Here is a 24,637-nt window from a genome sequence, read left to right as displayed (position 1 = left end):
AAGTTCCGATTGGAAATTAATAATGATCAATAGTATCACTTCGATACCACTATTTGGTTGCAAAATAGATACGCTTTTTGCTAAGTGGTCACACCAGGGCGACGTCGCCCATTGCCTTCGCGGTCTCGGCCGCTTCATCGAGGATGTCTTGCAACGTGAATTCGTCGAAGACGAAATCAAGTGCGCTCTCGCCGTGCTCCGGCAGGTTGGCGCGGCGGCTGTCGAGGGGCGACGCCACTGGCGCATACTGGTTCGCTAGTAGCAAAGTGTCGAGCAAGGTGCCCGGCGGCATATTCATCCAGCCGCCGCGCATGTCCGCGATCGCCTCCGACACCGCCGGCGGTATCGACAGCTTTTTCATTACCTCGGCGCTGACCACGTCCTCGCACAGGGCGCCCCAGTTCTCCGGATCGTCGTCCAGCAGGCCGGGAAATTCGTCGGCCCGCGCCAGCAGGTAAAAGGCGCCGACCTCGTGCACGATGCCCGCGAACAGGGCGGTATCGGGATTGACGCCGGTGACGCGGCGCGCCAGCGAATGGGCGATCGAGGCGACGTGGGTCGTGTGCGCCCACAACTGCTCGGCCTTGGCACGCAGGCCGGGATCGTTGATGCGGTTACCGAATTGCCGCACCACCAGGCTGGCCACCAGGGCCTGCAGGCGCCGGTAGCCGATGCGCGCCACAGCGGCGCGGACATTGGTTACCGGCATCGCGCTGCTGCCGCCGAAGGCGGGCGTATTGGCGATGGCGACCGTGCGCGCAGCCAACTGCGGTTCGGCCAACACCAGGCGGATCGCCTCGTCGATATGACAATCCGGATCGTCGAGGGCGAGCTGCAGGCGCAGCACGGCATTGACGCTGGTGGGGAAAGTGATCTCACCGCGTACGGCCTGCGCCGCGATGTATCCGAATGCTTCGAGTTTATTCACGTCGGTAATTATAGCCCCCGCCGGATGCCGGACCGGACGCCATGGCCGTCCCCCTATTCAACGGCTACCCAAACTGTGGCGCATCATCCACATCGCATAGGCATGCGCCGGATGCAAAACAGCCCGCGCGCCGGACGGCACGCGGGCTGTTTCAACGCGATCAGGCAGGATTACTTGACCTTGATTGCGCTCTTGACGTTGGTCACGCCATCGACACCCTTGGCCACTTGCATGGCTTTATCGGCTTCGGCCTTCGATTCGACGAAGCCGCTCAGCATCACCACACCGCCTTCGGTGTCGACGTTGATTTCCATGCCCTTCAGGGCGGGATCGGACACCAGTCCGGCCTTGACCTTGGCGGTGATGTTGCCGTCCGAGGCCACGCGGGCGGTCTTCTCGCCGGCGCGCTCGGTGGCATTTTCCGCCTTGTGGGCGGCGTTCGACGCCATTTCCTTGGTGCGGTCGATGGCGGCAGCGGTCTTTTCCTTCACGGTGGCGACCGCTTCACGGGTGTTGGCGGCCACGGCCGCGCCGGTGGTGGCCGCCACGTTGGTGGCGGTGGTGACGTTGCCGCGCTTATCGACCACGCAGGCGGTGCGCGCATCGCCGTTCATCTGTTCGCACTTCTGGACGGCGGCGGCCGTCGCCGGATCTTTCGAGTCGATGCTGCTCACCAGCTCGCCACTGCTGCTGTGACCGACGGCGCGGTCGATATTGCGGTCGTCCAGGCGGGCCAGTGCGGCATCGCGGATCGAGCCGGCCGTGGCCTTGCAGCGGTCCTTGTCGCCGGCTGCGGTGGCGTCGCACTGGGTATCGGCCAGCTCGTGCTCGGCGCGGACCACCTTGGCGCGCGCATCGCGCAGGTTGCCGCCGGTGGTGTCATATTTGGTATAGGCATCGAGCTCGGCGCGCGCCTGGGCCAGCTTGGCCTCGTCCTCGCACACTTCTTCGGCATTGCCCTTCATGGCGTCGCATTTGGTCTTGGCAGTGCGGTAGTCGGCGGCGGCCTTGTCCATCGCGGCGCGGTGGGCGTCCTTGTCGACGGGGGCGGCGCTGGCAGGAGCAATGGCGACGGCGGATACGGCGGTTGCGATCAGGGTAGCGATGAGGGTTTTCATGGTCGGATTCCCTTGCATGCGTTGTTAGGATGGCATCCATTAAACGCCCTGCGCCCTTCAACATCTGTGCGACAACGTACCTTGATTAGACAAACTGGATTCCGGGATATAGCAGCAAATCCACTTCTCTCGTTAGCCCCAAAACGTCGTTTCTGCCACTGGCAGAAACGACTTCCCGCGCAGGCGGGAACCTAAGTCTGCGAGCGTTACGACAACGCTAAAAACTTGGGTTCCCGCCTGCGCGGGAACGACGTTCAGATGCCACCGCAGTGAGGTGCGGCGGCAAACTGATCAACGATTACTTGGCCTTGTTGGCATCACGTGCGGCATCGCGGGTCGACTTGGCCTGCGCTTCGCACTTGTCCTCGGCATCGCCTTTCAGCGAGTCGCATTTTTCGTCGGCCAGTTCGTACTCGGCGTCGATCACGTTGTCGCGTGCCTTGCGCACATTGTTGCCGGTGTTGTCGAACTTGGTGGTGGCATCCAGTTCGGCTTTCGCGCGCATCAGCTTGGCTTCGTCTTCGCAGATGTCTTCGGCGTGACCGCTCATGGCGTCGCATTTGTCCTTGGCGACACGGTAGTCGGCCTTGACCTTGTCCATCGCCGTTTTAAAGGCGTCCTTATTGGTCTGGGCGGCTGCAGGAGCGATGCCGATGGCGGCGACGGCGGCGGTGGCGATCAAGGTAGCGATGAACGATTTCATGTTAAGTCCCTCTATTGGTTATTGGTGAGTCCATTAAACGCCCTCGCCGCAGAGCACTCTGTGCGGCACCGAACGCTTATTAAAAAACCAATTAAGCTTATAAGGACGATAGTGACAAACGTCGATCTACCTCAATCGTCAATGCAACAAGCCTTCACGCCACAGCGCATCGGCGGCCTCGAATGGCGACAGGCGACTGTCGAACTGGCTGCCCTTGCCAGCCAGCTTGACCCAGGCGCGCGTGTCGTGGCCGCTGCCCGGCACGGCGACGGTGGCGCGCACGCCGCGCAGCCAGTCGTGCACCCGCGCGTATTCTCCCGGCTGGGTGCGCTGGATCCAGGCCAGCGCCACCAGGTCGGCGAAACCTTCCTCGCGCCGGGTGTCGCGCATCGCCTTCGCGGCCGCCAGCAGTTCGGGATCGTGCGAAGTCTGATCGCCCGTTTCGACGAAACCCGCCGGCAGCAGATGCCACTCGCCCTGGGCATAGCGCCAGCAGTGGGCCAGCTCGTGCGCGGCCATGGCTTCGATCAGCAGCGCCTGCTTGTCGGCAGGGACGTCAGCCAGCACCTTCTCGGCCTCGGGATTGCCGCGCATCGACAGCACCAGCTTGCAGCGGCCCTTGTCGAAGCCCATTGCCAGCGGCACCGCGCCGGCCGGCGCACGCGGCTGGACGATGATGTCGACAGGCAGGTCGATCGATTTCGAATATTCCAGTACGGGTGCGGCGGCGCGCAGCCAGCGCGTCTCCTGGGACGTCAGGGGGGACGCATACGAAGGAAGCGAAGCGGATGCGGCGATCAAGACTGCCGCGGTCAGGAGATACCTGGACATGTGCTACTCCGGGGATAAACGAAATTCCTACCGGAAATTCTATCCCCGAATACAGCACAGCTTTCAGGAAAATATTCCTGTCTGTTTAAAAGAGCAAAGATGTCAGGTTGGCAGTGCCAGCCGTGTCTTGCCACCGATGTGCGCCGTCTGGTCGAGACGGAAGATGCTGACCAGCTGGGCCAGGCGTTCCGCCTCCTCTTCCAGCGAGGCCGCAGCCTGGCTGGCCTGCTGCACCAGTTCGGCATTCTGGCGCGTGGCGTCGTCGATCTGGCCGATCGCGCCATTGACCTGCTCGATGCCGGCATTCTGTTCCGCGGACGCATGGCTGATCTCGGCCATGATGTCGGTCACGCGCTTGACGCCGGTGACGATCTCGTCCATCGTCGCGCCGGCCTGGTCCACCAGACGGGCGCCGGCATCGACCCGCTCGACCGAGCTGCCGATCAGGACCTTGATCTCCTTGGCCGCCGCCGCCGAACGCTGCGCCAGGTTGCGCACCTCGGTTGCCACCACGGCGAAGCCACGGCCCTGCTCCCCGGCGCGCGCCGCTTCCACGGCCGCATTGAGCGCCAGGATATTGGTCTGGAACGCGATGCCATCGATCACGCCGATGATGTCCACGATCTTCTTCGACGATTCATTGATCGCCGCCATCGTGCCCACCACCTCGGCCACGACCTTGCCGCCGCGCTGCGCCACCTCAGAGGCCGATTCGGCCAGCATATTCGCCTGCCGCGCGTTGCCGGCATTCTGGCGCACGGTGCCGGTCAGTTGCTCGACCGAGGCGGCAGTGGCCTGCAGGGTGCCGTTCTGGCGTTCGGTGCGGCTGGCCAGGTCGCGGTTGCCGTCCGCGATCTCGGTCGATACGGTGCCGATCGCCAGGGTGCCATTGCGCACCTGGGCCACGATGCGCACCAGGCTGTCGCGCATGCCCTGCATCGCAAACAACAGGCTGCCGCGGTCGCCGGGACGGGTGACGATCTCCACGCCCAGGTCGCCGCTGGCGATGGCGCTGGCGATCGAGGCCGCATAGTCCGGCTGGCCGCCCAGTTGGCGCAGCAGGCCGCGGCTGATGTACCAGGCGGCCGCCGAGCCGGCCGCGATCGCGCCTGCGCACAGCAGCGCCATCCAGGCAAAGAAACCGTTGGCCATGCGGCGCGCCTCGGTGGCCGCCTCGTTGCTCAGCTTTTCCTCGAGGTCGATCAGGCGGTTGATGCTGGCCAGCCAGGCGGTGAAGGCCGGCGCCGCCTCTTGCGCCAACAGCGTGTTCGCTTCGAGGGCCTGGCCGGCCGCGTGCAGCGCGATCACGCGCGCGATCAGCGGCTTGGTCACGCTTTCCTGGGCCTTGATCGCGGCCAGTGCTTCCTTCTCTTCCGGCAGGATGTCCTTGCGGTCATTGAACAGCGCATCGAGCGGGCCGGCCGAGCGCGCATAGTTGTCGTCCAGCGTACGGATCAAGGCGATCGGCGCGCTGGCGCCGGCCGCGTCGGACGCCAGCACCACGTCACGCAGGGCGATCGCGCGGTCGTGCACACTGCCGCGGAAATTGATGGCGTGGCGCTGCTTGACGCTGTTGACTTCGTTGATGTGGTTGAGGACGCTCTCGATCCGGCCCACGCGGTTCACCGCCAGCGCGACCAGGGCGATCATCAATAAGAAAACGGCGCCGTAGCCGAATGCCAGCCGGGCGCCGATGGTCAGGTTCTTGGTTTTCATGGTAGCACCGTGCATATCGTTTTAGTTGAACTAAATACCATAGGTATTTCCTAATGGAAACGATTTGACTATAGCACGGTGCTGCGAGGTTTGCTTACGGCAAGCTTATTTGAGCAAGCTTTCTGCAGTGACGAAAGCCGGACGGATGTCGTTCGGCACCGCCTTCAGCTTGTCGAGCGCCTTGCGCACCTCGGGACGGATAACCACGTACTTGTCCATCATCGCCTTGGCGCGCGCATAGTCGCCGGTGGCTTCGATGGTCAGGAATTCGCGGTCCAGGTCGATCACGGCGCCCTTGATCTTCTTGAAGTCGACCGAGAAGGTGCCGTTGTCGTGGGCGACAAAGCCGCCCTTGTCGAGCAGGTAGTTGACCTGGATCGCCATGCCGCGCGCATGCGAAGAGCTTAGGCCGAAGTGCAGGGTGCGGAAGCTCGAGGCCAGGAAGGTGTTGTACAGCTTGCGCTCGGCCGCCGCGCCCTGCCCCAGCGTGTCCTTCAGCAGGCCCTTGTCCATCATGTACTGCAGCGCCCACAGGCCGGTGATGTCGGCCTTCGCTTCCTCGATGGTCGAATAGGTTTCCTTCAGGTCCTGGCGCGGGGTCGAGTCCTTGCCGTCCTTCTTGGTGTGGTGCGGTCCCAGGCCGTGCATGATCTCGTGCGCCAGGATGTGGGTGAAGAAGGAATCGAAATCCAGGTCCTTCTGGTCCGCCGGCTTGAGCACCTGCTTGCTGATCGGCGTAAGCGTCGAGGCGAACTTCGCCTGCTGCACGTTCTTGAGCATCACGCGCTTGGAACCGCGCTCACGGATCACGCGCTCGTCGTTCGGCAGATTGTAGGCCGCGGTCTGCACGCCCATATTGCCGTCGCCGGCGCCATAGACCTCATTGACCACCACCATCGGCGCGATGGCGCCGACCTTCGGGTTGCGGTACTGCTTGTCGAGCGGCAGGTTGTCTTCGAGTTCCTGCAGGTGCTTGCCGAAGAAGTCCAGCTTGGCCGTTTCCTTCGGATCGCGGATGCTCACATAGGCCTCGAAGGCGGCCTTGTAGCCGAACAGCTCGTCGTTATAGGTTTCATACGGGCCGATGGTCACGTCGACCGGCGAATCGAGGTCCATCCAGGCGAAGTCCGAGGCCAGGTAGTCGTTGGAAAGAAAGGCGTCGGCGCGCAGGCTCAGGAATTTCTTGAGCGATGCGTTATCGGTGGCTGCCGCCGCGTCGCGCAGCAGCTTGGCCAGCTTGTCCAGCTCGGGGCGGTACTCGTCCGAATATTTCACGGTGCGCAGCTTGCCGTCCGGGCCGGTGCGGATCACGGTGAAGAACCACTGCGCCTCTTTCTTCTGCTCCGGCGCCAGGCCGTTCATCCAGTTTTCCAGCGACGCCTTGGTAGCGCCTTCCGGATAGAAGTTGGCGCCCTCGGGCTTCTTCGCCGGAATCTTGATGCCCGCATACTCGGCCGGCATGAACGACGCATTGTTGTCGAGGTTCGACCACGGGCCTTTGTTGAGCCAGAAGGCATCCAGGCGCGCGCGGCCGAGCGGCGTGGTGTCCTTCTTGAGCGCGCTCCACAGCGCCTCGTTATGGGCCCAGCGCTGGCGCAGCTGCAGCGTATCGATGATCTTGGCCGCTTCGATCAGCTTGACGATGGCGGCGCGGTCGCCCTTGGACAGGTGCGACACATCGGCGCGCAGCTCGACCGGCGCGAGGCGTTTCGACATGGCTTGCAGCTGGTCGGCGCTGGCGACTGTCGGCGCGGTCTGCGCGTACACGGCTGGAATGAATGCGGCGCTGATGGCAAAGCACAAAGCGAGCGGTGCGAAGATTTTTTTCATGGTCTCTCCCGTATCCTGGATGGCAACCAGACCATTATCGCACCGTCGCCAACGCCTCCCCCTGCTCCCAACCGCCGCCGAGCGCACGCGCCACCGCCACCGTCGCCAGCAGGCGCTGGGTGCGGATCTGGGCCGCGGCGCGGTCCGCCGCCAGGGTGCTGCGCTGGGCATCGGTCACGTCGAGATAGGTCGATACGCCACGCTCGTAGCGCGCCTGCGCCACCAGCAGCGCGCGCGCCGCGGCCTGTTGCGACTGGGCCTGTACGTCACCCTGTTGCTGGCGCTGCTGCAGGTCGGACAGCGCGTCTTCCACTTCGCGCAGCGCCGTCAGGAGCTTCGTCTGGTGGTTGGCCACCGCTTCGTCGTAGCGCGCCCTGGCCAGCGCCAGGTTGGCGCGATTGCGTCCGCCATCGAAGATCGGCAGCGACAACGCCAGCGGGCCGGCCGAGAACTGGCGCGCACCGCCGTTGGTCAGGTCGTTCAGGCTTTGCGAGGCATAGCCGAAATTCCCGGTCAGCGACAGCGCAGGATAAAAGGCGCCTTCGGCCACGCCGATCTGCGCATTGGCCGCCTTCAGCTGCGCCACGCTGGCTGCCAGGTCGGGCCGCTGGCCCATCAGGCTGGCCGGCAGGCCGACGGGGATGGCAGGCGGCTGCGGCAGTTGCGCGGCCGCATCTGCGTCCAGCAATGGCACGCTGGGCGTGCTGCCCACCAGCGTGGCCAGCGCGTGTTCCACCAGGTTGCGCTGGCGCTGCACCTCGTGCAGGTCGGCTTCGGCGTTGGCGCGCTCGATGCGTGCGCGCGATACATCCAGCTCGTTCGACAGGCCGGCATTGAAGCGGGCCTCGACCAGCTGCTCCGACTCGCGCCGCGTGGCCAGGGCGCCCTCCAGGATCGCGCGCTCGGCGTCCAGGCCGCGCAGCTGCCAGTACGATGATGCGACCTGGCTCGACAGCAGCAGGATCACGCCGTCGCGGTCGTCCTGCGCCGCCAGCGCCTGCGCATCGCTGGCCTCGACCACGCGGCGCACGCGGCCCCACAGGTCGAGCTCATACGACAGCGAGGCGCCGACGCTGTAGTTATTGCCCTCGATCGAGCGCCCGCCCAGGGCCAGGCCCTGCGACGTTTCGGCCGAGGTACGGGCATTCGACACACCGGCGCCGACCGAGACGCTCGGCAGCTGGCCGGCACGCACCACGCCGAGTTGCGCCTGCGCCTGCAGCAGGCGCTGGGCCGCGGCCTGCACGCCTGGATTGTCGCGCAGCGCGCGCGCCTCGAGGCTGTCGAGGGTGGCGTCATGGAACACGGTCCACCAGGCGGCCGGCAGGCGCGCGCTGGCGCTGCCCGCCTCGATATGACGGAACGCCGTTTGTGCCGGCGCGTCCGGCGCCTTGAAATCCGGGCCGAGCGTGGTGCAGCCGGAGACCAGGGTAGCGATCGCGAGGACGGAGGCAAGAGGTTTGAACATGGTTGATCTCTTCATTCGATTCAGTATCAATGGGCGCCTGAGCCACCCGGCGACTTGACCTTGTCGGCCATCCAGATCGCCGCGATGCAGCCGAGCAGGATCATGCCGATGATCCAGAAGCCGTCGTTATAGGCCATCACATAGGCTTCGCGCCGCACCAGGCGGTCGACCACGGCCAGGGCCTGGTTGGCGGCGCTGGCCGGGTCGATGCCCTTGGCGATGAAGCCCTGGGTCAGCACGTCCAGGCGTTCCTGGGTCGCCGGTGCATAGCTTGAAACCGCTTCGCCCAGGCGCGCCGAGTGGAAGTGTTCTCGGTTGGTGAGCGAGGTGGCCAGCAGCGCGATGCCGATCGAGCCGCCCAGGTTGCGGGTCATGTTGAACAGGCTCGAGGCCGAGCCCATGTCGCGTGGCTGCAGGCCTGACATCGCGAAGTTCGACAGGGTCAGCATCACGAAGGGCTGGCCGATGGCGCGCACCACTTGCGTCCACATCAGCTGGTCGTAGCCGGTGGTGGCGTCCATGAAGGAATTCATGATGCACGAGATGCCGAACATGAACAGGCCGAAGCTGCACAGGATGCGGTTGTCGACTTTCGAGGACAGCTTGGCCGCGAACGGCATCACCAGCAATTGCGGCAGGCCGACCCAGGCGATTACTTCGCCGATCTGCATCGGCGTATAGCCGGCGATCTGGCCCAGGTACAGCGGCAGCAGGTAAGAGGAACCATACAGGCCCATGCCGATCACGGCCGACAACGTGGTCGCCACCAGGAAGTTACGCTGGCCGTAGAGGCGCAGGTTGACGAACGGTTCCGGCTTCGAGAAGCTCAGCGCCACCCAGCCCAGCAGGCCCGTGAGCGAGAGCGCGGCGAAGGCCACGATGAAGCTCGAATCGAACCAGTCCTTCGAATTGCCTTCTTCAAGGAAGATCGTCAGGCAGGCCAGGCCCATCGCCATCAGCGCGATGCCCAGCCAGTCGGCCTTCACCAGCGTCCTGAGGTTGGCCTTCTCGGGATTCAGGCCCCAGGCCATGCCGGCGATCAGCAGCACGCCCGGCACCCAGTTGATGTAGAAGATCGACGGCCAGCCATACAGCTCCGACAGATAGCCGCCCAGGGTCGGGCCCATGGCCGGCGCCAGCGTCGCGGTCAGGCCGAAGATGGCCATGCCGGTGGCGCGCTTGGATGGCGGCAGCAGCGTCATCACGAGGGTCATCGCCATCGGGATCAGCGCGCCGCCGGTGAAGCCCTGCAGCATGCGAAACACGATCATGCTCTCCAGGCTCCAGGCCGCGCCGCACAGGGTCGAGAACACCAGGAACAGCGCGGTGGTGCCGATCATGTAATTGCGCACGCCGAAAGCGCGCGTAAACAGCGCCGTCAGCGGGATCACGACGATTTCGGCGCACAGGTAGGCGGTCGAGATCCACGAGCCTTCTTCCTGCGTGGCCGACAAGGTGCCGAGGATGTCGCGCAGCGAAGAGTTGGTGATCTGGATGTCGAGCACCGCCATGAAGGCGCCCAGCATGCCGGCGGCGATCGCGATCCAGGTGCGCAGGTCCACCGCTGCGCCGTTCACAGGCGCGCCCGGGACTACTCCCAGGCCGGCGGGTTTGCTCAGGGTAGTCATGGCCAGCGCTTATTGGACGGCGGCGGTCTGGGTCGGTTTGACGTCCTGGCCCAGTTCGACCTCGGCCACCACCGACATGCCGGGCACCAGGCGGCCGGCGTATTTTTTCACGTCCTGCGGGTCGAGCGTGATCTTGACCGGCACGCGCTGCACGATCTTGGTAAAGTTGCCGGTCGCGTTATCGGCCGGCAGCAGCGCGAACTGGTTGCCCGAGGCCGGGGCGAAGCTGTCCACGCGACCCACCAGGTGATGCTCGGGCAGCGCGTCGACGTCGAGGCTGACCTTCTGCCCTGGCGCCAGGCCGGCGAGCTGGGTTTCCTTGAAGTTGGCGACCACCCACACATTATCCTCGACCACCGCCAGCATCGCCTGGCCCGGCTGCACGCGGGCGCCGACTTCGATGCTGCGGCGGCCGACGCGGCCGTCCACCGGCGCCACGATGCGGTTGTAGGCCAGCTGCTGCCGCGCTTCCTTCCACTGCGCCTGCAATACCTTCACCTGCGCCTTGAGCACGTCGCGGCCCGCCTCGGCGGCGCCGATCTGGGCTTGCGCGGCGGACGCATTGTCGCGGCGCGCGGCCAGGTCGGCCACGGCGGCGTCGCGCGCGGCGCTCGACGCATCCACCTCGGCCTTCGAGACCGCCTTCATGGTCTCGTTGTACAGCTGGCCGAAGCGCTCGGCATCCTGGCGCGCCCGCAGCAGTTGGGCCTGGGACTGCTTGACCTGGGCGCCGGCGGCGGCGGCCTGCGCGCGCACCTGCTGGATCTGGGCCTCGGCCTGGCCGACCTGCTGCTGCACGCTGGCGATCTGGGCCTCGATCTGCTCGACGTGCACGGCATGGTCGACCGGATCCAGCTCGGCGATCGTGTCGCCCGCCTTCACCAGCTGGTTGTCGTCCACCGCTACCCGCGTCACCACGCCGGCCACGCGCGACGACACCTGGTGCACGCGCCCGGTGACGTAGGCATTTTCGGTCTCGACAAAGTGATGGCTGCGGTACCACATGCGTCCACCGGCGCCGATCGCCACCAACGCGATCAGGCCGACCACGACCAGCACGCGCTTGTTGGGCCCGCTCTTGCCGGGCGCCCCGCCCGCTGGGGTTTGTGCCGCGGGCGCCTGCCCTGCCGTGCTGTGCATCTCTGCCATGAAAAAGCTCCGGAAAATGAAATGAAATGGATTCATCGCATTATTTGCCAGCAATACGCGGAAGTCAAGAAATGAAACGGTTGCGTTTCATTTTAGTTTGCACTAGAGTCTTTGCCATGAGCAAAGCACAGAATGAAACAGTGGCGGCCGTCAAATCCGCCGGACGCCCGAAGGCGTCGGAAGTCGAGGCCCGCACCCAGGAATTGATCCACGCGGCGGGCTGCCTCATCCTGCGCCATGGCTATACCAAGGTCAGCCTGGAAGCCATCGCCCGCGAGGCGCGGGTGGCGGTGCGCACAATCTATGTGAAGTTCGGCGGCAAGGCCGGGCTGCTCAAGGCCGTGCTCGCCTCACGGCGCGAACGCCTGTTTGCCGGCCATAGCATGGACGCCGACACACGCCCGCTGCGCGAAATCGTCGACGACTTCGCGCGCGATTTCTACGATATGCTGGTCGAACCCGAGGCGATGGCCATGCAGCGCGTGGTGATCGCCGAAGCCGGCAGCAATCCGGAACTGGCCGAGGCTTTCTATGAAGGCGGGCCGCGCCTGACGCGCGAGATGCTGTACCGCTTCTTTTCGCGCCCGGACATCCGCAGCCAGCTGCGCGACGATGTGCCGCTGGAGTTGCTGCCGACCCACCTGATCGGCTGCATCAGCGGTGATCCGATCGGACGCTTCCTGTTCCCCGACACCCAGCCCACGCGCGAGGAAACGCGGCGAGAACTGGCGGCGCGCCTCGAGCTGTTCTATGCCAGCGTGCTGAAAATTGTTAAATAATTGTTAAGTCACGAAACTAAGTGCGGCATCGCACGGACACAAGGGATGATTTTGTGGCAATCTGTAAGCCTTCACAGAGGATGTCGTGAATATCAATAACAGCGGTGTGACCGCGAGGAGAAAGCATGAGCAAGTCGTCCAGATACGAATGGCGTGATCAACAAGCATCGCTGCAAGAACGCATGAAGAACTTCATCGAAAACCCTGGCGCCGACCAGATGGAAGCGGTCATCGCTGAAATGCGCACCTATGCCGCCGCCGCCAAGGCCGGCACGATCGATATCCCGGAGCGCTTCGTCAGCTTCGGCTGACGCAAAGTCGCCTTCATGACAATGCCGTCCGGTGCAAGCCGGGCGGCATTTTTCATTTGCAGCACCTTCAAATGGCCGACACGGGCACCGGCCTGGCCTGCTCTTCCACGTCATGCACGCGCGTGAGCAGGTGCACCTTGCGCGGCGCCCGGTGACGCTCGTGCAGTTCGCGGGTCAGCACCTCGACCCGGCGCGGCCGCACCGCCACCTGCTGCGGATCGACGGTGCCGATGGCGCCCGGCACGTACTGGCTGAACTGCGAGGCCAGCAGCTGGGACACGGTGCCGGTAATGGTCGCCGGCGCGCCGTGGACCGTGGTATGGAGTTCGAAACAGCGGGTTTCCGGTAACACGTAGACGGTCCCGACGTACTCGTTGCAGTGCTCGTCCATCTTGCCCTCCTGAGCTGAACACGGACGCGGCAAGTCGGCTTGCCGCCGCATTCTTCCATCATAGGCTTTTGGCGGGCGCTGGCAAGCGGCGCACGCGGGCAAGGCAACTGGCGCCGCATGACTGCAACTCGCGCCGCCAGGCGCCGCTTCGTCGCAAACCGCGGTGGGCTCCGGTTCGCTCTTCCAGAATGGCCCCACTGACCACTCAACCGGAGCCTTCCATGAACCGCCTTGCCCTTCTGCTTGCCCTGCTGTCCAGCGCTGCCGCCAGCCACGCCGCCGACCTGTCGATACAGGTCGACGGCGCGCGCGGCGACGGCGGCGCCGTCCGCGCGGCGCTGTTCGACAGCGCCGACCGCTTCCTCAAGCGCCCCTTGCAGGTCGCCAGCGCCGCGGTCGGGGCCACCCTCGAGTTCAAGGGCCTGGCGACCGGCCAGTACGCCGTCTCCGTGTACCACGACGCCAACGACAACGGCAAGCTGGATCAGAACATGATGGGGATCCCGGTCGAGGCAACCGGCTTCAGCAACGATGCGCTGGGGAATATGGGCCCGCCGTCGTTCGAGTCCGCCCGTTTTGCGCTGCCGGCCGAAGGCAAGGCCATCCGCGTCACCCTGCGCTGAGGCCGCCATGGACCGCCGCTCCTTCCTGCATGCCGGCGCCGCCTTCGGCGCCCTCGCCCTCGCACCGGCGGTCCGCGCCGACGAGGCCACCTACCAGCGCTTCCATGCCGCCCTGGCGCGCGATCCGTCGCTGGCGGTCTACGCCAACCAGGCCGGCAGCCAGCAAGGTGATGCCGTCGTCAAGGGCCGGCTGCCGCGCGACCTGCGCGGCACCTTCTACCGCAACGGGCCAGGCCGCTTCGAGCTGGGTGGCGAACGTTACCACCACTGGTTCGACGGCGACGGCTTCGCCCAGGCCTGGACCGTGGGCGACGGCAAGGTGCGCCACCGCGGCCGCTTCGTCGAGACCCAGCGCTACGTCGACGAAAGCGCGGCGGGCCAGTTCCTGTATCCGGCCTTCGGCACGCTCGTGACGCGCCGGGGCGTGCGCGACAACGACACGATGAACGCCGCCAATACCAATCTGCTGCCCTACGACGGCCAGCTGTACGCGCTGTGGGAAGGCGGCTCGGCCATCGAGCTCGATCCGGAGTCGCTGGCCACGCGTGGGATCAAGACCTGGAGCGACGAGTTGCGTGCGATGCCATTCTCGGCCCATCCCAAGCTCGATCCGCAGGGAGGCATGTGGAACTTCGGCACGCTGCCCGGCGCCAACCGCCTGGCCTTGTACCAGATCGGCGCCCGTGGCCAGGTGTTGCGCACCGCCGTGCTGCCGGTCCCGCAGCTGGCGCTGGTGCATGATTTCGTCGTCAGCGCAAAGCACCTGATCTTCGTGGTTCCGCCCTACGATCTGCAGAACGATGCCGGCCGGAGTTTCGCCGACCGCCATGCATGGAATAGCGCACGTCCGGCACGGGTGATCGTGGTGGCAAAGGACACGCTGACGCTGCGCCAGGTGTTCGAACTGCCGCCGCAGATGGTATTCCATTTCGGGAATGCGTGGGAAGACGGCGACTGCACCCGCTTCGACGTGGTACTGCACGAGGGCGATGCGCTGGCCGAAGTGGGCAGCGTGATGCGCGGGGAGCACACGCCGCCGCGCAGCCGCGCGGTGCAGGTCACGCTGGACTATGCCGCTGGCCAGGCGCGCACCGATCGCCTGTTCGGCACCAGCGAATTCCCGCGCGTGATGCCGCAGGTGGCGATGGCGCGCCACCGCCGCCTGGCCCTGCTGGGCGCCAGCGGCGCCTCGCCCGACCTGAGGCTCGACAGCGTCAACCTGGTCGATACGGATAGCGGCAAGGTCGATGGCTACGTCTTCGGCGCCGGCTGGCAGGTCGAGGAACACGTGCTGGTCCCGCGCCGCAACGCGCGCTCGGAAACCGACGGCTACCTGGTCGGCGTGGCCCAGGACTTGCGCGCCAGGCAGACCGTGATGACGGTGTTCGATGCCGCCGGCATCAAGGATGGTCCCGTGACACTGGCGCGACTTCCCTATCGCGCACCGCACTGCTTTCATGGTAATTTCCTAGCAGCATGAATACAGCTACCCCGACCCTGGCGCGCAGGCGCGGCCATCCGCTTGAACTATTCCCGGTATTCCGGCGCTGGCCGCGCTCGGCCATGCGCGACCTGCTCTATACCGCGCTGTGGAATACCCTGATCGCATTGGCGATCACGGTGGTATTACAGACTTTCGGCAACTGGCCCTCGTCGTTTCACACCATGTTCGGCTACAGCCTGCTGGCTTCGCAGTGTATCGGCTTCCCCATCCACGGCGCACTGCGGCTGCTGGAAATAGTCGTGCCGCCGACCGCCAGCCGGCTTGTCGCGCGCCTGCTCGAACTGGCTGCGATCGCCCTGTGCGCCGCCTTCGGCCTCGTCCTGTCGGGCGCCATCCTGCGGGGCGCGCTGCCGGCCATGCATTCCGATGCGTTTACCGGCTTGCTTGCCCTCGGCCTGGTCATCGGCGTGGCCATGCTGGCGGTGCTGGTGGCGGGCGAGCGCCGCATCGAACGCCAGACCCTGGAAGCGCGCCGGCATGAGCAGATGGCGACCGCGGCGCGGCTGCTGGCCGAGGCCCAGCTGCGCGCGCTGCAGGCCCAAATCGAGCCGCACTTCCTGTACAACACCCTCGCCAATGTGGTCAGCCTGATCGACGGCCAGCCGATCGACGCGAAACGCATGCTGGAACGCTTCATCGACTACCTGCGCGCCAGCCTGGCCGCCAGCCGCGCAGGCAGCGCCACGCTCGGCGCGGAGCTGGATCTCGCGGCAAGCTATCTCGACGTGCTGGGCGTGCGCATGGGCGCGCGCCTGCGCTGGCGCATCGAGGCCGACGAAGCCAGTCGCGCCTTGCCAATTGCGCCGATGCTGGTCCAGCCGCTGGTGGAGAACGCCGTCATGCACGGGCTGGAACCCAAGGTGGATGGCGGCGAGATCGTGCTGCGCGCCGCCGTCGATGAAGGCGTGCTGCGGGTCGAGGTGCGTGACAGCGGCCGCGGCTTGGTGGCCGCGCCGCCCCGCCCCGGCGGCGGCGTCGGCCTCTCCAACCTGCGCGAGCGCGTGCGCCAGCTGCACGGGCCTGGCGCCCGCCTGGAACTGCTCGACAATCCCGGCGGCGGCGTGGTCGCGCGCCTGCTGCTTCCCTTTTCACAGACCGAGGTGACATCATCGACCGCTGCCTTGCCCTGATCGCCGACGACGAGCCGCATCTGCTCGACTATCTCACCACCCAGCTGCTCGAGGCCTGGCCCGGGCTCGACATCGTACGCGCGCCGAACGGCATCGAAGCGCTGCGCCTGATCGACGAGCTGGCGCCGCAGGTGGTCTTCCTCGACATCCAGATGCCGGGCCTGACCGGGATCGACCTGGCCGCGCGCCTGTGCGCCGGCGGCAATCCTCCACGCATGGTGTTCACCACCGCGCACGAACATTACGCGGCCCAGGCCTTCGAGCACGAGGCCTTCGATTATTTGCTGAAGCCGATACGCCAGGAGCGGCTGGCGCGTACCGTGGAGCGGCTGCGCGCTACCCTCTCGGCACCGGCGCCCGCGCCCGCCCTGCCGGCGGATGCGCTACAAGCGCTGCTGCGCCAGCTGGGAGCCGGTGTTCCCGCGGTGCCTGCCACGCCGGCGCCGCTGCAGTGGATCCGCGCCGCCGCAGGCCAGGAAACGCGCCTGATCGCGGTCGAGGAAGTAATCTACTTCCAGAGCAACGACAAGTACACCAGCGTATTCCTGCCGGACGGCGAAAGCCTGATCCGCACGCCGCTGCGGCAGTTGAAGGAACAGTTGGACCCACAGCAGTTCTGGCAGATCCACCGTGGGGTGATCGTGGCGGCGCGCCACGTGGCGGGCACGCGCACCGATTTTCGCGGCCGGCTGCACGTGAAGCTCAAGGGACGGGAGGAACAACTGGTGGTGAGCCGCAACTACATGGACGTGTTCCGGCAAATGTAAAAAAAACAGTGGGGTCAGGTCTTAAAAAAACAGCGGGGTCAGGTCTGACATTCGGACACGGGCTCTACAACACCGGTGTACGAATATCAGCTTTTGACCCAGCTGTTGCTTGATGAATGCTGAGGCCGTGTCCGAATGTCAGACCTGACCCCAGTTTTTTGTGACCCCAGTTTTTTGCGGCTTAGCGCTTCTTCGGCGGCGGCAAATCGGTGCAGACGCCTTCGTAGGCTTCTGCCGCCATGCCGATCGACTCGCCCAGGGTCGGGTGCGGGTGGATGGTCTTGCCGATGTCCACGCCGTCCGCGCCCATCTCGATCGCCAGCGCGATCTCGCCGATCATGTCGCCGGCATTGGTGCCGACGATGGTGCCGCCGACGATGCGGTGGGTCTCGGCGTCGAACAGCAGCTTGGTAAAGCCCTCGTCGCGGCCGTTGGCCACAGCGCGGCCGCTGGCGTTCCACGGGAAGTGGCCCTTCTCGACCTTGATGCCCTTCTGCTTGGCTTCGTCCTCGGTGAGGCCGACCCATGCCACTTCGGGATCGGTGTACGCGACCGACGGAATGACCTTGGCGTCGAAGTGGGTCTTCTTGTCCAGGGCCGCTTCGGCCGCCACGTGCGCCTCGTGCACCGCCTTGTGCGCCAGCATCGGCTGGCCCACCAGGTCGCCGATGGCGAAGATGTGCGGCACATTGGTGCGCATCTGGCTATCGACCGAAATGAAGCCGCGATCGCTCACCGTCACGCCGGCCTTGTCGGCCGAGATCTTCTTGCCGTTCGGGCTGCGGCCCACGGCCACCAGCACCAGGTCGTACAGCTGCGGCTCTGGCGAGGCGGCGCCGGCTTCGGCGGCTTCGAAGGTGACCTTGATCCCTTCCGGCAGCGCTTCCACGCCGACGGTCTTGGTCTTGGTCATGATGTTGTCGAAGCGGTGGGCGTTGAACTTCTGCCAGACCTTGACGGCCTCGCGGTCGGCGCCCTGCATCAGGCCGTCCATCATCTCGACCACGTCGATGCGCGAACCCAGCGACGAATAGACGGTCGCCATTTCCAGGCCGATGATGCCGCCACCGATGACCAGCATCTTCTTCGGAACCTGGCGCAGCTCCAGCGCGCCGGTCGAATCGACGATGCGCGGATCTTCCGGCACGAACGGCAGCTTCACCACCGACGAACCGGCGGCGATGATCGCCTTCTTGAAGGCCACGACCTTCTTGGCGCCGTCAGGACCGGTGACTTCGATGTGGTTCGGGGAGAGGAACTGGCCCACGCCCTGCACCACATTGACCTTGCGCGCCTTGGCCATGAAGGCCAGGCCGCCGGTCATCTTCTTGATCACGCCGTCCTTGTGCGCGCGCAGCTTGTCGATGTCGACTTGCGGCTTGTCGAAGGCCACGCCCAGGTCGGCCATGTGCGCGGTTTCATCCATGATGTGCGCCACGTGCAGCAGCGCCTTCGATGGAATGCAACCGACGTTCAGGCACACGCCGCCCAGGGTCGCGTACTTCTCGACCAGCACGGTGTTCAGCCCTAAGTCGGCGGCGCGGAAGGCGGCCGAGTAGCCGCCAGGGCCGGCGCCCAGCACCATCATCTCGCATTCGATGTCGACCTGGCCCGAGTAGCTCGAGGCGTTCGGTGCGGCTGCGGCCGGCGCGGCCGGCGCAGGCGCCGGCTTGGCTGGCGCCTGCGATTCGGTCGGCGCGGCTGGCGCGGCGGCTGGCTTGTCGGCCGGCTTTTCAGCTGCCGGAGCTGCAGCGCCAGCGCCCGACTCTTCCACCGTCAGCAACAGCGTGCCTTCGTTGATCTTGTCGCCGACCTTGACCGCGATGTCCTTCACCACGCCCGCGTGGGTCGATGGGATCTCCATGCTGGCCTTGTCCGATTCGACGGTGATCAGGGACTGGTCGACCTTGATCGTGTCGCCGGCCTTGACCATCAGCTCGATCACTTCGACGTCCTTGAAGTCGCCGATATTCGGGACTTTCACTTCAACAGTGCTCATCTAGGCGCTCCAATCACAGAAGGGTCTTGCGCAGGTCGGCCAGCACTTCGCCGAGGTAGGCGGCAAAGCGCGCGGCGCCGGCGCCGTCGATCACGCGGTGATCGTACGACAGCGACATCGGCAGCATCAGGCGCGGCTGGAAGGCCGAACCGTCCCACACCGGCTTCATCGCCGACTTGGACAGGCCCAGGATCGCCAGCTCCGGCGCGTTGATGATCGGCGTGAAGTTGGTGCCGCCGATGCCGCCCAGCGACGAGATGGTGAAGGTCGCGCCCTGCATCGCGGTCGGCGGCAGCTTGCCGTCGCGCGCCAGACCGGACAGCTCGCCCATTTCGGTGGCGATCTGCGAGATGGTCTTCTTGTCCGCATCCTTGACGACCGGGACCACCAGGCCGTTCGGGGTGTCGGCCGCGAAGCCGATGTTGTAGTACTGCTTGGTGATCAGGGCTGCGCCGTCTTCCGACAGCGACGCATTAAATTGCGGGAATTTCTTGAGCGCGGCGACGCTTGCCTTGATCACGAAGGCCAGCATGGTCAGCTTGACGGCCGACTTTTGCTTGGCCAGCGCGGCGTTCGAATCGACGCGGAACTGTTCCAGGTCGGTCACGTCGGCTTCGTCGAAGTGCGTCACGTGCGGGATCATGACCCAGTTGCGATGCAGGTTCGGGCCCGAGATCTTCTTGATGCGCGACAGCGGCACGGTTTCGGTCGGACCGAATTTCGAGAAGTCGAGCGACGGCCAGGCCAGCAGGTCAAGTCCAACGCCACTGCCGCCCGATTTTGCCGGTGCGGCTGCTGGCGCAGCCATCACACCCTTGACGAAGTTCTGCACGTCTTGCTGGGTGATGCGGCCTTTCGGACCCGAACCAGGCACGCGGCCCAGGTCGACGCCCAGTTCGCGCGCGAACTTGCGGATCGACGGCGAAGCGTGGGCTTTCGAGCCGGTCACGCCTGGCGCTGCAGCTGCAGCTGGAGCAGCAGCAGGTGCTGGCGCCGATGCTTGCGCTGGCGCGGCTGCGGGCGCTGCGGCAGGCGCAGGTGCAGCAGGTGCAGGCGCTGCAGCAGGAGCCGCGGCGGCAGGCGCGCCGCCGGTCGCTTCCACGACCAGCACCAGCGAACCCTTGGCAACCTTGTCGCCGACCTTCACTTTCAGTTCTTTCACGACACCGGCATGGCTCGACGGGATTTCCATGCTGGCCTTGTCCGATTCGACCGTGATCAGCGACTGGTCGACCTTGATCGTGTCACCAACCTTGACCATCAGTTCGATGACTTCGACTTCCTTGAAGTCGCCGATGTCCGGCACATTGACGTCGACCAGGCCGCCGGATGCGGCAGGAGCGGCAGCGGCTGGCGCTTCGGCAGGCTTTTCAGCCGGTTTTTCAGCGGCGGCAGGCGCGGCTGCGGGAGCAGCAGCAGGCGCTTCGGCTGCGCCGCCGGCTTCCTCGAGCAGCAGCACCAGCGAACCCATGGCGACCTTGTCGCCGACATTGACCTTGATCTCTTTGACGACGCCGGCATGGCTCGATGGAATCTCCATGCTCGCCTTGTCCGATTCGACGGTCAGCAGCGACTGGTCGACCTTGATCGTGTCGCCCGGCTTGACCATCAGTTCGATGACTTCGACTTCCTTGAAGTCGCCGATATCGGGGACTTTGACTTCCACAATGCTCATAGTGTTAGCTCCGTTATTTTTCATTGGCTTGGAGACCGTCGTTCCCGCGCAGGCGGGAACCCAAGTTTGCCAGCGCACCAATACCAGAAACAGTAATGGCAGCGCTGAGGACTTGGGTCCCCGCCTTCGCGGGGACGACGGGTCACCAGAGCATTACTGGGTCACCGGATTCGGCTTGTTCTGGTCGATGCCGTACTTGGCGATCGCCTGCGACACGATGGCACGGTCGATCTTGCCTTCGTCGGCCAGCGAGCGCAGCGCAGCAACCGTGACGTAGTAGCGATTCACCTCGAAGAACTCGCGCAGCTTGACGCGCGAATCCGAGCGGCCGAAGCCGTCGGTGCCCAGCACTTTATAGGTGCGGTCCTTCGGCATGAAGGCGCGGATCTGCTCGGCGAACATGCGCATGTAGTCGGTGGTCGCGACGATCGGGCCGCTGGTGTTCTGCAGCAGCGAGGTCACGTACGGCACGCGCTGCGGCTGTTCCGGGTTGACCATATTCCAGCGCTCGGCGTCCTGGCCATCGCGGGCCAGCAGGGTCAGCGAAGGCGCCGACCAGACGTCGGCATCGACGCCCCAGTCGTTCTTGAGCAGCTGGCTTGCTGCGATCGACTCGCGCAGGATGGTGCCGCAGCCGATCAGCTGCACGCGCGGCGCTGGTTTGTCGCCAGCGATCGCAGCGCCTTCCTGCAGCAGGTACATGCCCTTCAGGATGCCCTCTTCCTGGCCTGGCTTCAGGCCTGGATGCGGGTAGTTCTCGTTCATGATGGTGATGTAGTAGAACACGTCTTCCTGTTCTTCCACCATGCGGCGCAGGCCGTCCTGGATGATGACGGCGACTTCGTGGCCGAAGGTCGGGTCATACGGCAGGCAGTTCGGCACGGTCGCGGCGATCACGTGGCTGTGGCCATCTTCGTGCTGCAGGCCTTCGCCGTTCAGCGTCGTGCGGCCGGCGGTGCCGCCCATCAGGAAGCCGCGCGCACGGATGTCGCCGGCCAGCCAGACCAGGTCGCCCACGCGCTGCATGCCGAACATCGAGTAGAAGGTGTAGAACGGGATCATCGTGCGGTTGTTCGACGAGTACGAAGTCGCCGCCGCGATCCACGAGCTCATGCCGCCCGCTTCGTTGATGCCCTCTTGCAGGATCTGGCCTGCCTTGTCTTCACGGTAGTACATCACCTGGTCGCGGTCGACCGGCTCGTACAACTGGCCCTGCTGGTTGAAGATGCCGATCTGGCGGAACAGGCCTTCCATGCCGAAGGTACGCGATTCGTCGACCAGGATCGGCACGATGCGCTGGCCGATGCTTTCGTCCTTCAAGAGGCTGGTGATCACGCGCACATAGGCCTGGGTCGACGAGATCTCGCGGCCTTCCGGGGTCGGCTCGAGCACGCCCTTGAACGATTCCAGCTTAGGCACCACCAGCTGCTCGTCGGCCTTCTCGCGGCGCTGCGGCAGGTAGCCGCCCAGGGCCTTGCGGCGCTCGTGCAGGTACACCATCTCGGGCGCGTCGTCGGCCGGCTTGAAGAACGGGATGTCGGCCAGCTGGTCGTCCGGGATGGCGATGTTGAAGCGGTCGCGCATGTCGCGGATCGCCTGGTCGTCGAGCTTCTTGGTCTGGTGGGCGGTGTTGCGCGCCTCGCCCGACTTGCCCATGCCGAAGCCCTTGACGGTCTTCACCAGCAGCACGGTCGGGGTGCCCTTGTTCTCTTGCGCGTTCTTGAACGCGGCGTAGATCTTGTGCGGATCGTGGCCGCCGCGGGTCAGGCGCCAGATGTCGTCGTCGCTCATCTTCGAGACCATCTCGAGCAGCTTTGGATGCTTGCCGAAGAAGTGCTTGCGCACATAGGCGCCGTCCTTGGCCTTGTAGTTCTGGTATTCGCCGTCGACCGATTCCATCATGACGCGCTGCAGGATGCCGTCCTTGTCCTGGGCCAGCAGCGGATCCCACTGCGAACCCCAGATGACCTTGACCACGTTCCAGCCGGCGCCGCGGAAGTCGGCTTCGAGTTCCTGGATGATCTTGCCGTTGCCACGCACCGGACCGTCCAGGCGCTGCAGGTTGCAGTTGACGACCATGACCAGGTTGTCCAGCTGCTCGCGCGCGGCCATGCCGATCGCGCCCATCGATTCCGGCTCGTCCATCTCGCCGTCGCCGCAGAAGACCCAGACCTTGCGGTTGTCGGTCTTGGCGATGCCGCGTGCGTGCAGGTATTTCAGGAAGCGCGCCTGGTAGATCGCCATCAGCGGGCCCAGGCCCATCGATACGGTCGGGAACTGCCAGAAGTCCGGCATCAGTTTCGGGTGCGGGTACGACGACAGGCCCTTGCCGTCGACTTCGCGGCGGAAGTTGAGCAGCTGTTCTTCGGTCAGGCGGCCTTCGAGGAAGGCGCGCGCGTAGATGCCGGGCGAGGAGTGACCCTGGATGTACAGCAGGTCGCCGCCGTGGTCTTCGGTCGGGGCGTGCCAGAAGTGGTTGAAGCCGGTGCCCAGCATGTTCGCCAGCGAGGCGAAGGACGAGATGTGGCCGCCCAGGTCGCCGTCGGCGCGGTTGGCCTTGACGACCATCGCCATCGCGTTCCAGCGCATCCACGAGCGCAGGCGCTCTTCGTATTCGAGATTGCCCGGCGAATTCTGGTTCAGGTGGGCCGGGATGGTGTTCACGTAGGCGGTATTGGCCGAGAACGGAACGTGGGCGCCGCGACGGCGCGCCAGGTCCACCAGGCGCTCCATCAGGTAATGGGCGCGTTCGGTCCCTTCATGTTCGATCACCGCTTCCAGCGCATCGAGCCATTCCTTGGTCTCGATCGCGTCCGGATCATTGGCGGCTTGCGCGGTCAACTGGTCGAGTTGAGCTGACATGTCATGCGTCTCCTAGAGTGGTGCGCCCCGACCCGATCCCTGCGCAGGCTGGCGGCGAGTAGTGAATTTTCAAACTGACTTTTTGATAAACCAATGGATTCTACCAGTGGATTTTGGCATTTTCAAATTACGGTATGCGATTTCACTATATGAAATCGTATGCTGCAAGTGCACATTTTTCATAGGGAAACATTGAACTTTCGATCAACGGACATCGTATACCGAAGCGCCTTTGGTCCGGCGAAAAACGGGGCATTTATAGGCTGAACGGAGGAGATTGCATGCCCGAGTCGTATAATTCTGTTTTTGCCCAGCGACGAGCCTTCACCATGCCTGCACAACTGATCGACGGAGTTCTCCTTTCCAAACAACTGCGCGAAGATATCGCCGCGCGCGCCGCCAAACTCACCGCCGCCGGCAAGCAGCCCGGCCTGGCCGTGATCCTGGTCGGCGAGGACCCGGCCAGCCAGGTCTATGTGCGCAACAAGGTGAAGGCCTGCGGCGACGTCGGCTTCCATTCGGTGCTCGAGAAATACGAGGCCGACCTGTCCGAAGCGGCCCTGCTCGACCGCATTGCAGCATTGAACGTGGACCCGGCCATCCACGGCATTCTGGTGCAGATGCCGCTGCCGAAGCATATCGATCCGTCGAAGGTTATCGAGGCCATCTCGACTGCCAAGGACGTCGACGGCTATTCGGTGCTGTCGGCCGGCGAGCTGATGACCGGCCTGGAAGGCTTCCGCCCCTGCACCCCGTACGGCTGCATGAAGCTGATCGAAACCACCGGCATCGACCTGCGCGGCAAGCACGCCGTCGTCATCGGCCGCAGCAACACCGTTGGCAAACCAATGGGCATGTTGCTCTTGCAAGCCAACGCCACCGTGACCATATGCCATAGCGCGACCGCGGACCTGGGCTACCACACCCGTCAGGCCGACGTGATCGTGGCCGCCGTGGGCCGCCGCAATACCCTGACCGCCGACATGGTCAAGCCGGGCGCGATCGTGATCGACGTCGGCATGAACCGCGACGACGCCGGCAAACTGTGCGGCGACGTCGACTTCGACGGCGTGAAGGAAGTGGCCGCTCACATCACCCCGGTGCCGGGTGGCGTGGGCCCGATGACGATTACCATGCTATTGCAGAACACGGTGGAGTCGGCCGAGCGCGAACTGGCGAAACAACGCTGATTTGCTTGTCTGTCGAGGGGCATGCGCGCCCGCGA

Annotated in this window: 20 protein-coding genes; 7 read left to right on the top strand and 13 right to left on the bottom strand. The window is 65.0% G+C overall.

Going from position 1 to position 24,637, the window contains the following annotated elements; translation table 11 throughout:
• Window positions 1-88: 88 nt before the first annotated feature.
• The 9 genes from SOM28_RS09670 to SOM28_RS09630 form a co-directional block, all read right to left on the bottom strand.
• Window positions 89-928 (bottom strand): HDOD domain-containing protein, encoded by an 840-nt coding sequence (locus SOM28_RS09670; protein ID WP_313166120.1) that lies wholly within the window; start codon window positions 926-928, stop codon window positions 89-91.
• 170 nt (window positions 929-1,098) lie between these two features.
• Complete coding sequence (locus SOM28_RS09665; protein WP_183407386.1) at window positions 1,099-2,046, bottom strand: BON domain-containing protein; 948 nt, start codon at window positions 2,044-2,046, stop codon at window positions 1,099-1,101.
• A gap of 298 nt (window positions 2,047-2,344) precedes the next feature.
• Window positions 2,345-2,749, bottom strand: a complete 405-nt coding sequence (locus SOM28_RS09660; RefSeq protein WP_320467985.1) for a cell envelope biogenesis protein TolA — start codon at window positions 2,747-2,749, stop codon at window positions 2,345-2,347.
• Window positions 2,750-2,887: 138 nt separating this feature from the next.
• Window positions 2,888-3,580, bottom strand: a complete 693-nt coding sequence (locus tag SOM28_RS09655) for a hypothetical protein (protein WP_320467984.1) — start codon at window positions 3,578-3,580, stop codon at window positions 2,888-2,890.
• Window positions 3,581-3,682: 102 nt separating this feature from the next.
• Window positions 3,683-5,296 carry a methyl-accepting chemotaxis protein gene (locus SOM28_RS09650; RefSeq protein ID WP_320467983.1) on the bottom strand — a complete coding sequence of 538 codons (1,614 nt, stop codon included), beginning with the start codon at window positions 5,294-5,296 and terminating at the stop codon, window positions 3,683-3,685.
• Window positions 5,297-5,401: 105 nt separating this feature from the next.
• A complete protein-coding gene (locus tag SOM28_RS09645; RefSeq protein ID WP_320467982.1) occupies window positions 5,402-7,126 on the bottom strand; it encodes a DUF8614 domain-containing protein in 1,725 nt (574 codons plus the stop codon).
• A 34-nt stretch (window positions 7,127-7,160) separates the two neighbouring features.
• A complete protein-coding gene (locus tag SOM28_RS09640) occupies window positions 7,161-8,594 on the bottom strand; it encodes an efflux transporter outer membrane subunit (protein WP_320467981.1) in 1,434 nt (477 codons plus the stop codon).
• A 26-nt stretch (window positions 8,595-8,620) separates the two neighbouring features.
• Window positions 8,621-10,222 (bottom strand): DHA2 family efflux MFS transporter permease subunit, encoded by a 1,602-nt coding sequence (locus SOM28_RS09635; protein ID WP_320467980.1) that lies wholly within the window; start codon window positions 10,220-10,222, stop codon window positions 8,621-8,623.
• Window positions 10,223-10,231: 9 nt separating this feature from the next.
• A complete protein-coding gene (locus SOM28_RS09630; protein ID WP_123070379.1) occupies window positions 10,232-11,371 on the bottom strand; it encodes an HlyD family secretion protein in 1,140 nt (379 codons plus the stop codon).
• Between the two features lie 116 nt (window positions 11,372-11,487).
• Here SOM28_RS09630 and SOM28_RS09625 point away from each other — a divergent pair, with 116 nt between their 5' ends.
• Window positions 11,488-12,150, top strand: a complete 663-nt coding sequence (locus tag SOM28_RS09625; RefSeq protein WP_123070371.1) for a TetR/AcrR family transcriptional regulator — start codon at window positions 11,488-11,490, stop codon at window positions 12,148-12,150.
• Between the two features lie 125 nt (window positions 12,151-12,275).
• Entirely contained in the window at window positions 12,276-12,461 is a 186-nt protein-coding gene (locus tag SOM28_RS09620) for a hypothetical protein (protein WP_109346579.1), read from the top strand.
• A gap of 67 nt (window positions 12,462-12,528) precedes the next feature.
• Here the strand turns inward: SOM28_RS09620 and SOM28_RS09615 are convergent, their stop codons facing one another.
• Complete coding sequence (locus SOM28_RS09615; RefSeq protein WP_123070372.1) at window positions 12,529-12,852, bottom strand: hypothetical protein; 324 nt, start codon at window positions 12,850-12,852, stop codon at window positions 12,529-12,531.
• Window positions 12,853-13,073: 221 nt separating this feature from the next.
• Here SOM28_RS09615 and SOM28_RS09610 point away from each other — a divergent pair, with 221 nt between their 5' ends.
• Genes SOM28_RS09610 through SOM28_RS09595 form a run of 4 tightly spaced genes read left to right on the top strand, consistent with a single transcriptional unit; the run spans window position 13,074 to window position 16,876 of the window.
• On the top strand, window positions 13,074-13,475 hold the full coding sequence (locus tag SOM28_RS09610; RefSeq protein WP_320467979.1) for a DUF2141 domain-containing protein: 402 nt from the start codon (window positions 13,074-13,076) through the stop codon (window positions 13,473-13,475).
• A 7-nt stretch (window positions 13,476-13,482) separates the two neighbouring features.
• Complete coding sequence (locus SOM28_RS09605) at window positions 13,483-14,955, top strand: carotenoid oxygenase family protein (RefSeq protein WP_320467978.1); 1,473 nt, start codon at window positions 13,483-13,485, stop codon at window positions 14,953-14,955.
• A complete protein-coding gene (locus tag SOM28_RS09600) occupies window positions 14,952-16,109 on the top strand; it encodes a sensor histidine kinase (RefSeq protein WP_320467977.1) in 1,158 nt (385 codons plus the stop codon). The genes SOM28_RS09605 and SOM28_RS09600 overlap by 4 nt, the downstream gene beginning before the upstream one ends.
• A gap of 20 nt (window positions 16,110-16,129) precedes the next feature.
• Window positions 16,130-16,876 (top strand): LytR/AlgR family response regulator transcription factor, encoded by a 747-nt coding sequence (locus tag SOM28_RS09595; protein WP_320468147.1) that lies wholly within the window; start codon window positions 16,130-16,132, stop codon window positions 16,874-16,876.
• A 181-nt stretch (window positions 16,877-17,057) separates the two neighbouring features.
• Here the strand turns inward: SOM28_RS09595 and lpdA are convergent, their stop codons facing one another.
• The 3 genes from lpdA to aceE form a co-directional block, all read right to left on the bottom strand.
• Entirely contained in the window at window positions 17,058-18,875 is a 1,818-nt protein-coding gene (gene lpdA, locus SOM28_RS09590) for a dihydrolipoyl dehydrogenase (protein ID WP_320467976.1), read from the bottom strand.
• 13 nt (window positions 18,876-18,888) lie between these two features.
• On the bottom strand, window positions 18,889-20,550 hold the full coding sequence (gene aceF, locus SOM28_RS09585) for a dihydrolipoyllysine-residue acetyltransferase (RefSeq protein WP_320467975.1): 1,662 nt from the start codon (window positions 20,548-20,550) through the stop codon (window positions 18,889-18,891).
• Between the two features lie 153 nt (window positions 20,551-20,703).
• Window positions 20,704-23,412: a pyruvate dehydrogenase (acetyl-transferring), homodimeric type gene (gene aceE / locus SOM28_RS09580; protein ID WP_123071827.1), complete on the bottom strand. Its 2,709-nt coding sequence runs from the start codon at window positions 23,410-23,412 to the stop codon at window positions 20,704-20,706.
• Between the two features lie 329 nt (window positions 23,413-23,741).
• Here aceE and folD point away from each other — a divergent pair, with 329 nt between their 5' ends.
• Window positions 23,742-24,602 carry a bifunctional methylenetetrahydrofolate dehydrogenase/methenyltetrahydrofolate cyclohydrolase FolD gene (folD, locus tag SOM28_RS09575; RefSeq protein ID WP_123071828.1) on the top strand — a complete coding sequence of 287 codons (861 nt, stop codon included), beginning with the start codon at window positions 23,742-23,744 and terminating at the stop codon, window positions 24,600-24,602.
• The last annotated feature ends 35 nt before the right edge of the window (window positions 24,603-24,637 follow it).

Origin of the sequence: Massilia sp. CFBP9026 (genome assembly GCF_034045165.1) — a bacterium.
Lineage (GTDB): Bacteria > Pseudomonadota > Gammaproteobacteria > Burkholderiales > Burkholderiaceae_D > Telluria > Telluria arenae.
Note: the sequence above shows the minus strand (reverse complement) of the source record. Positions and strands in the feature narration are given on the sequence as shown.

What these genes read in the sequence shown, in the direction of transcription:
- SOM28_RS09665 (WP_183407386.1), bottom strand. Translation starts at nt 2,046, where the DNA reads ATGAAAACCCTCATCGCTACCCTGATCGCAACCGCCGTATCCGCCGTC.
- SOM28_RS09660 (WP_320467985.1), bottom strand. Translation starts at nt 2,749, where the DNA reads ATGAAATCGTTCATCGCTACCTTGATCGCCACCGCCGCCGTCGCCGCC.
- SOM28_RS09655 (WP_320467984.1), bottom strand. Translation starts at nt 3,580, where the DNA reads ATGTCCAGGTATCTCCTGACCGCGGCAGTCTTGATCGCCGCATCCGCT.
- SOM28_RS09650 (WP_320467983.1), bottom strand. Translation starts at nt 5,296, where the DNA reads ATGAAAACCAAGAACCTGACCATCGGCGCCCGGCTGGCATTCGGCTAC.
- SOM28_RS09645 (WP_320467982.1), bottom strand. Translation starts at nt 7,126, where the DNA reads ATGAAAAAAATCTTCGCACCGCTCGCTTTGTGCTTTGCCATCAGCGCC.
- SOM28_RS09640 (WP_320467981.1), bottom strand. Translation starts at nt 8,594, where the DNA reads ATGTTCAAACCTCTTGCCTCCGTCCTCGCGATCGCTACCCTGGTCTCC.
- SOM28_RS09635 (WP_320467980.1), bottom strand. Translation starts at nt 10,222, where the DNA reads ATGACTACCCTGAGCAAACCCGCCGGCCTGGGAGTAGTCCCGGGCGCG.
- SOM28_RS09630 (WP_123070379.1), bottom strand. Translation starts at nt 11,371, where the DNA reads ATGGCAGAGATGCACAGCACGGCAGGGCAGGCGCCCGCGGCACAAACC.
- SOM28_RS09625 (WP_123070371.1), top strand. Translation starts at nt 11,488, where the DNA reads ATGAGCAAAGCACAGAATGAAACAGTGGCGGCCGTCAAATCCGCCGGA.
- SOM28_RS09620 (WP_109346579.1), top strand. Translation starts at nt 12,276, where the DNA reads ATGAGCAAGTCGTCCAGATACGAATGGCGTGATCAACAAGCATCGCTG.
- SOM28_RS09615 (WP_123070372.1), bottom strand. Translation starts at nt 12,852, where the DNA reads ATGGACGAGCACTGCAACGAGTACGTCGGGACCGTCTACGTGTTACCG.
- SOM28_RS09610 (WP_320467979.1), top strand. Translation starts at nt 13,074, where the DNA reads ATGAACCGCCTTGCCCTTCTGCTTGCCCTGCTGTCCAGCGCTGCCGCC.
- SOM28_RS09605 (WP_320467978.1), top strand. Translation starts at nt 13,483, where the DNA reads ATGGACCGCCGCTCCTTCCTGCATGCCGGCGCCGCCTTCGGCGCCCTC.
- SOM28_RS09600 (WP_320467977.1), top strand. Translation starts at nt 14,952, where the DNA reads ATGAATACAGCTACCCCGACCCTGGCGCGCAGGCGCGGCCATCCGCTT.
- lpdA (WP_320467976.1), bottom strand. Translation starts at nt 18,875, where the DNA reads ATGAGCACTGTTGAAGTGAAAGTCCCGAATATCGGCGACTTCAAGGAC.
- aceF (WP_320467975.1), bottom strand. Translation starts at nt 20,550, where the DNA reads ATGAGCATTGTGGAAGTCAAAGTCCCCGATATCGGCGACTTCAAGGAA.
- aceE (WP_123071827.1), bottom strand. Translation starts at nt 23,412, where the DNA reads ATGTCAGCTCAACTCGACCAGTTGACCGCGCAAGCCGCCAATGATCCG.
- folD (WP_123071828.1), top strand. Translation starts at nt 23,742, where the DNA reads ATGCCTGCACAACTGATCGACGGAGTTCTCCTTTCCAAACAACTGCGC.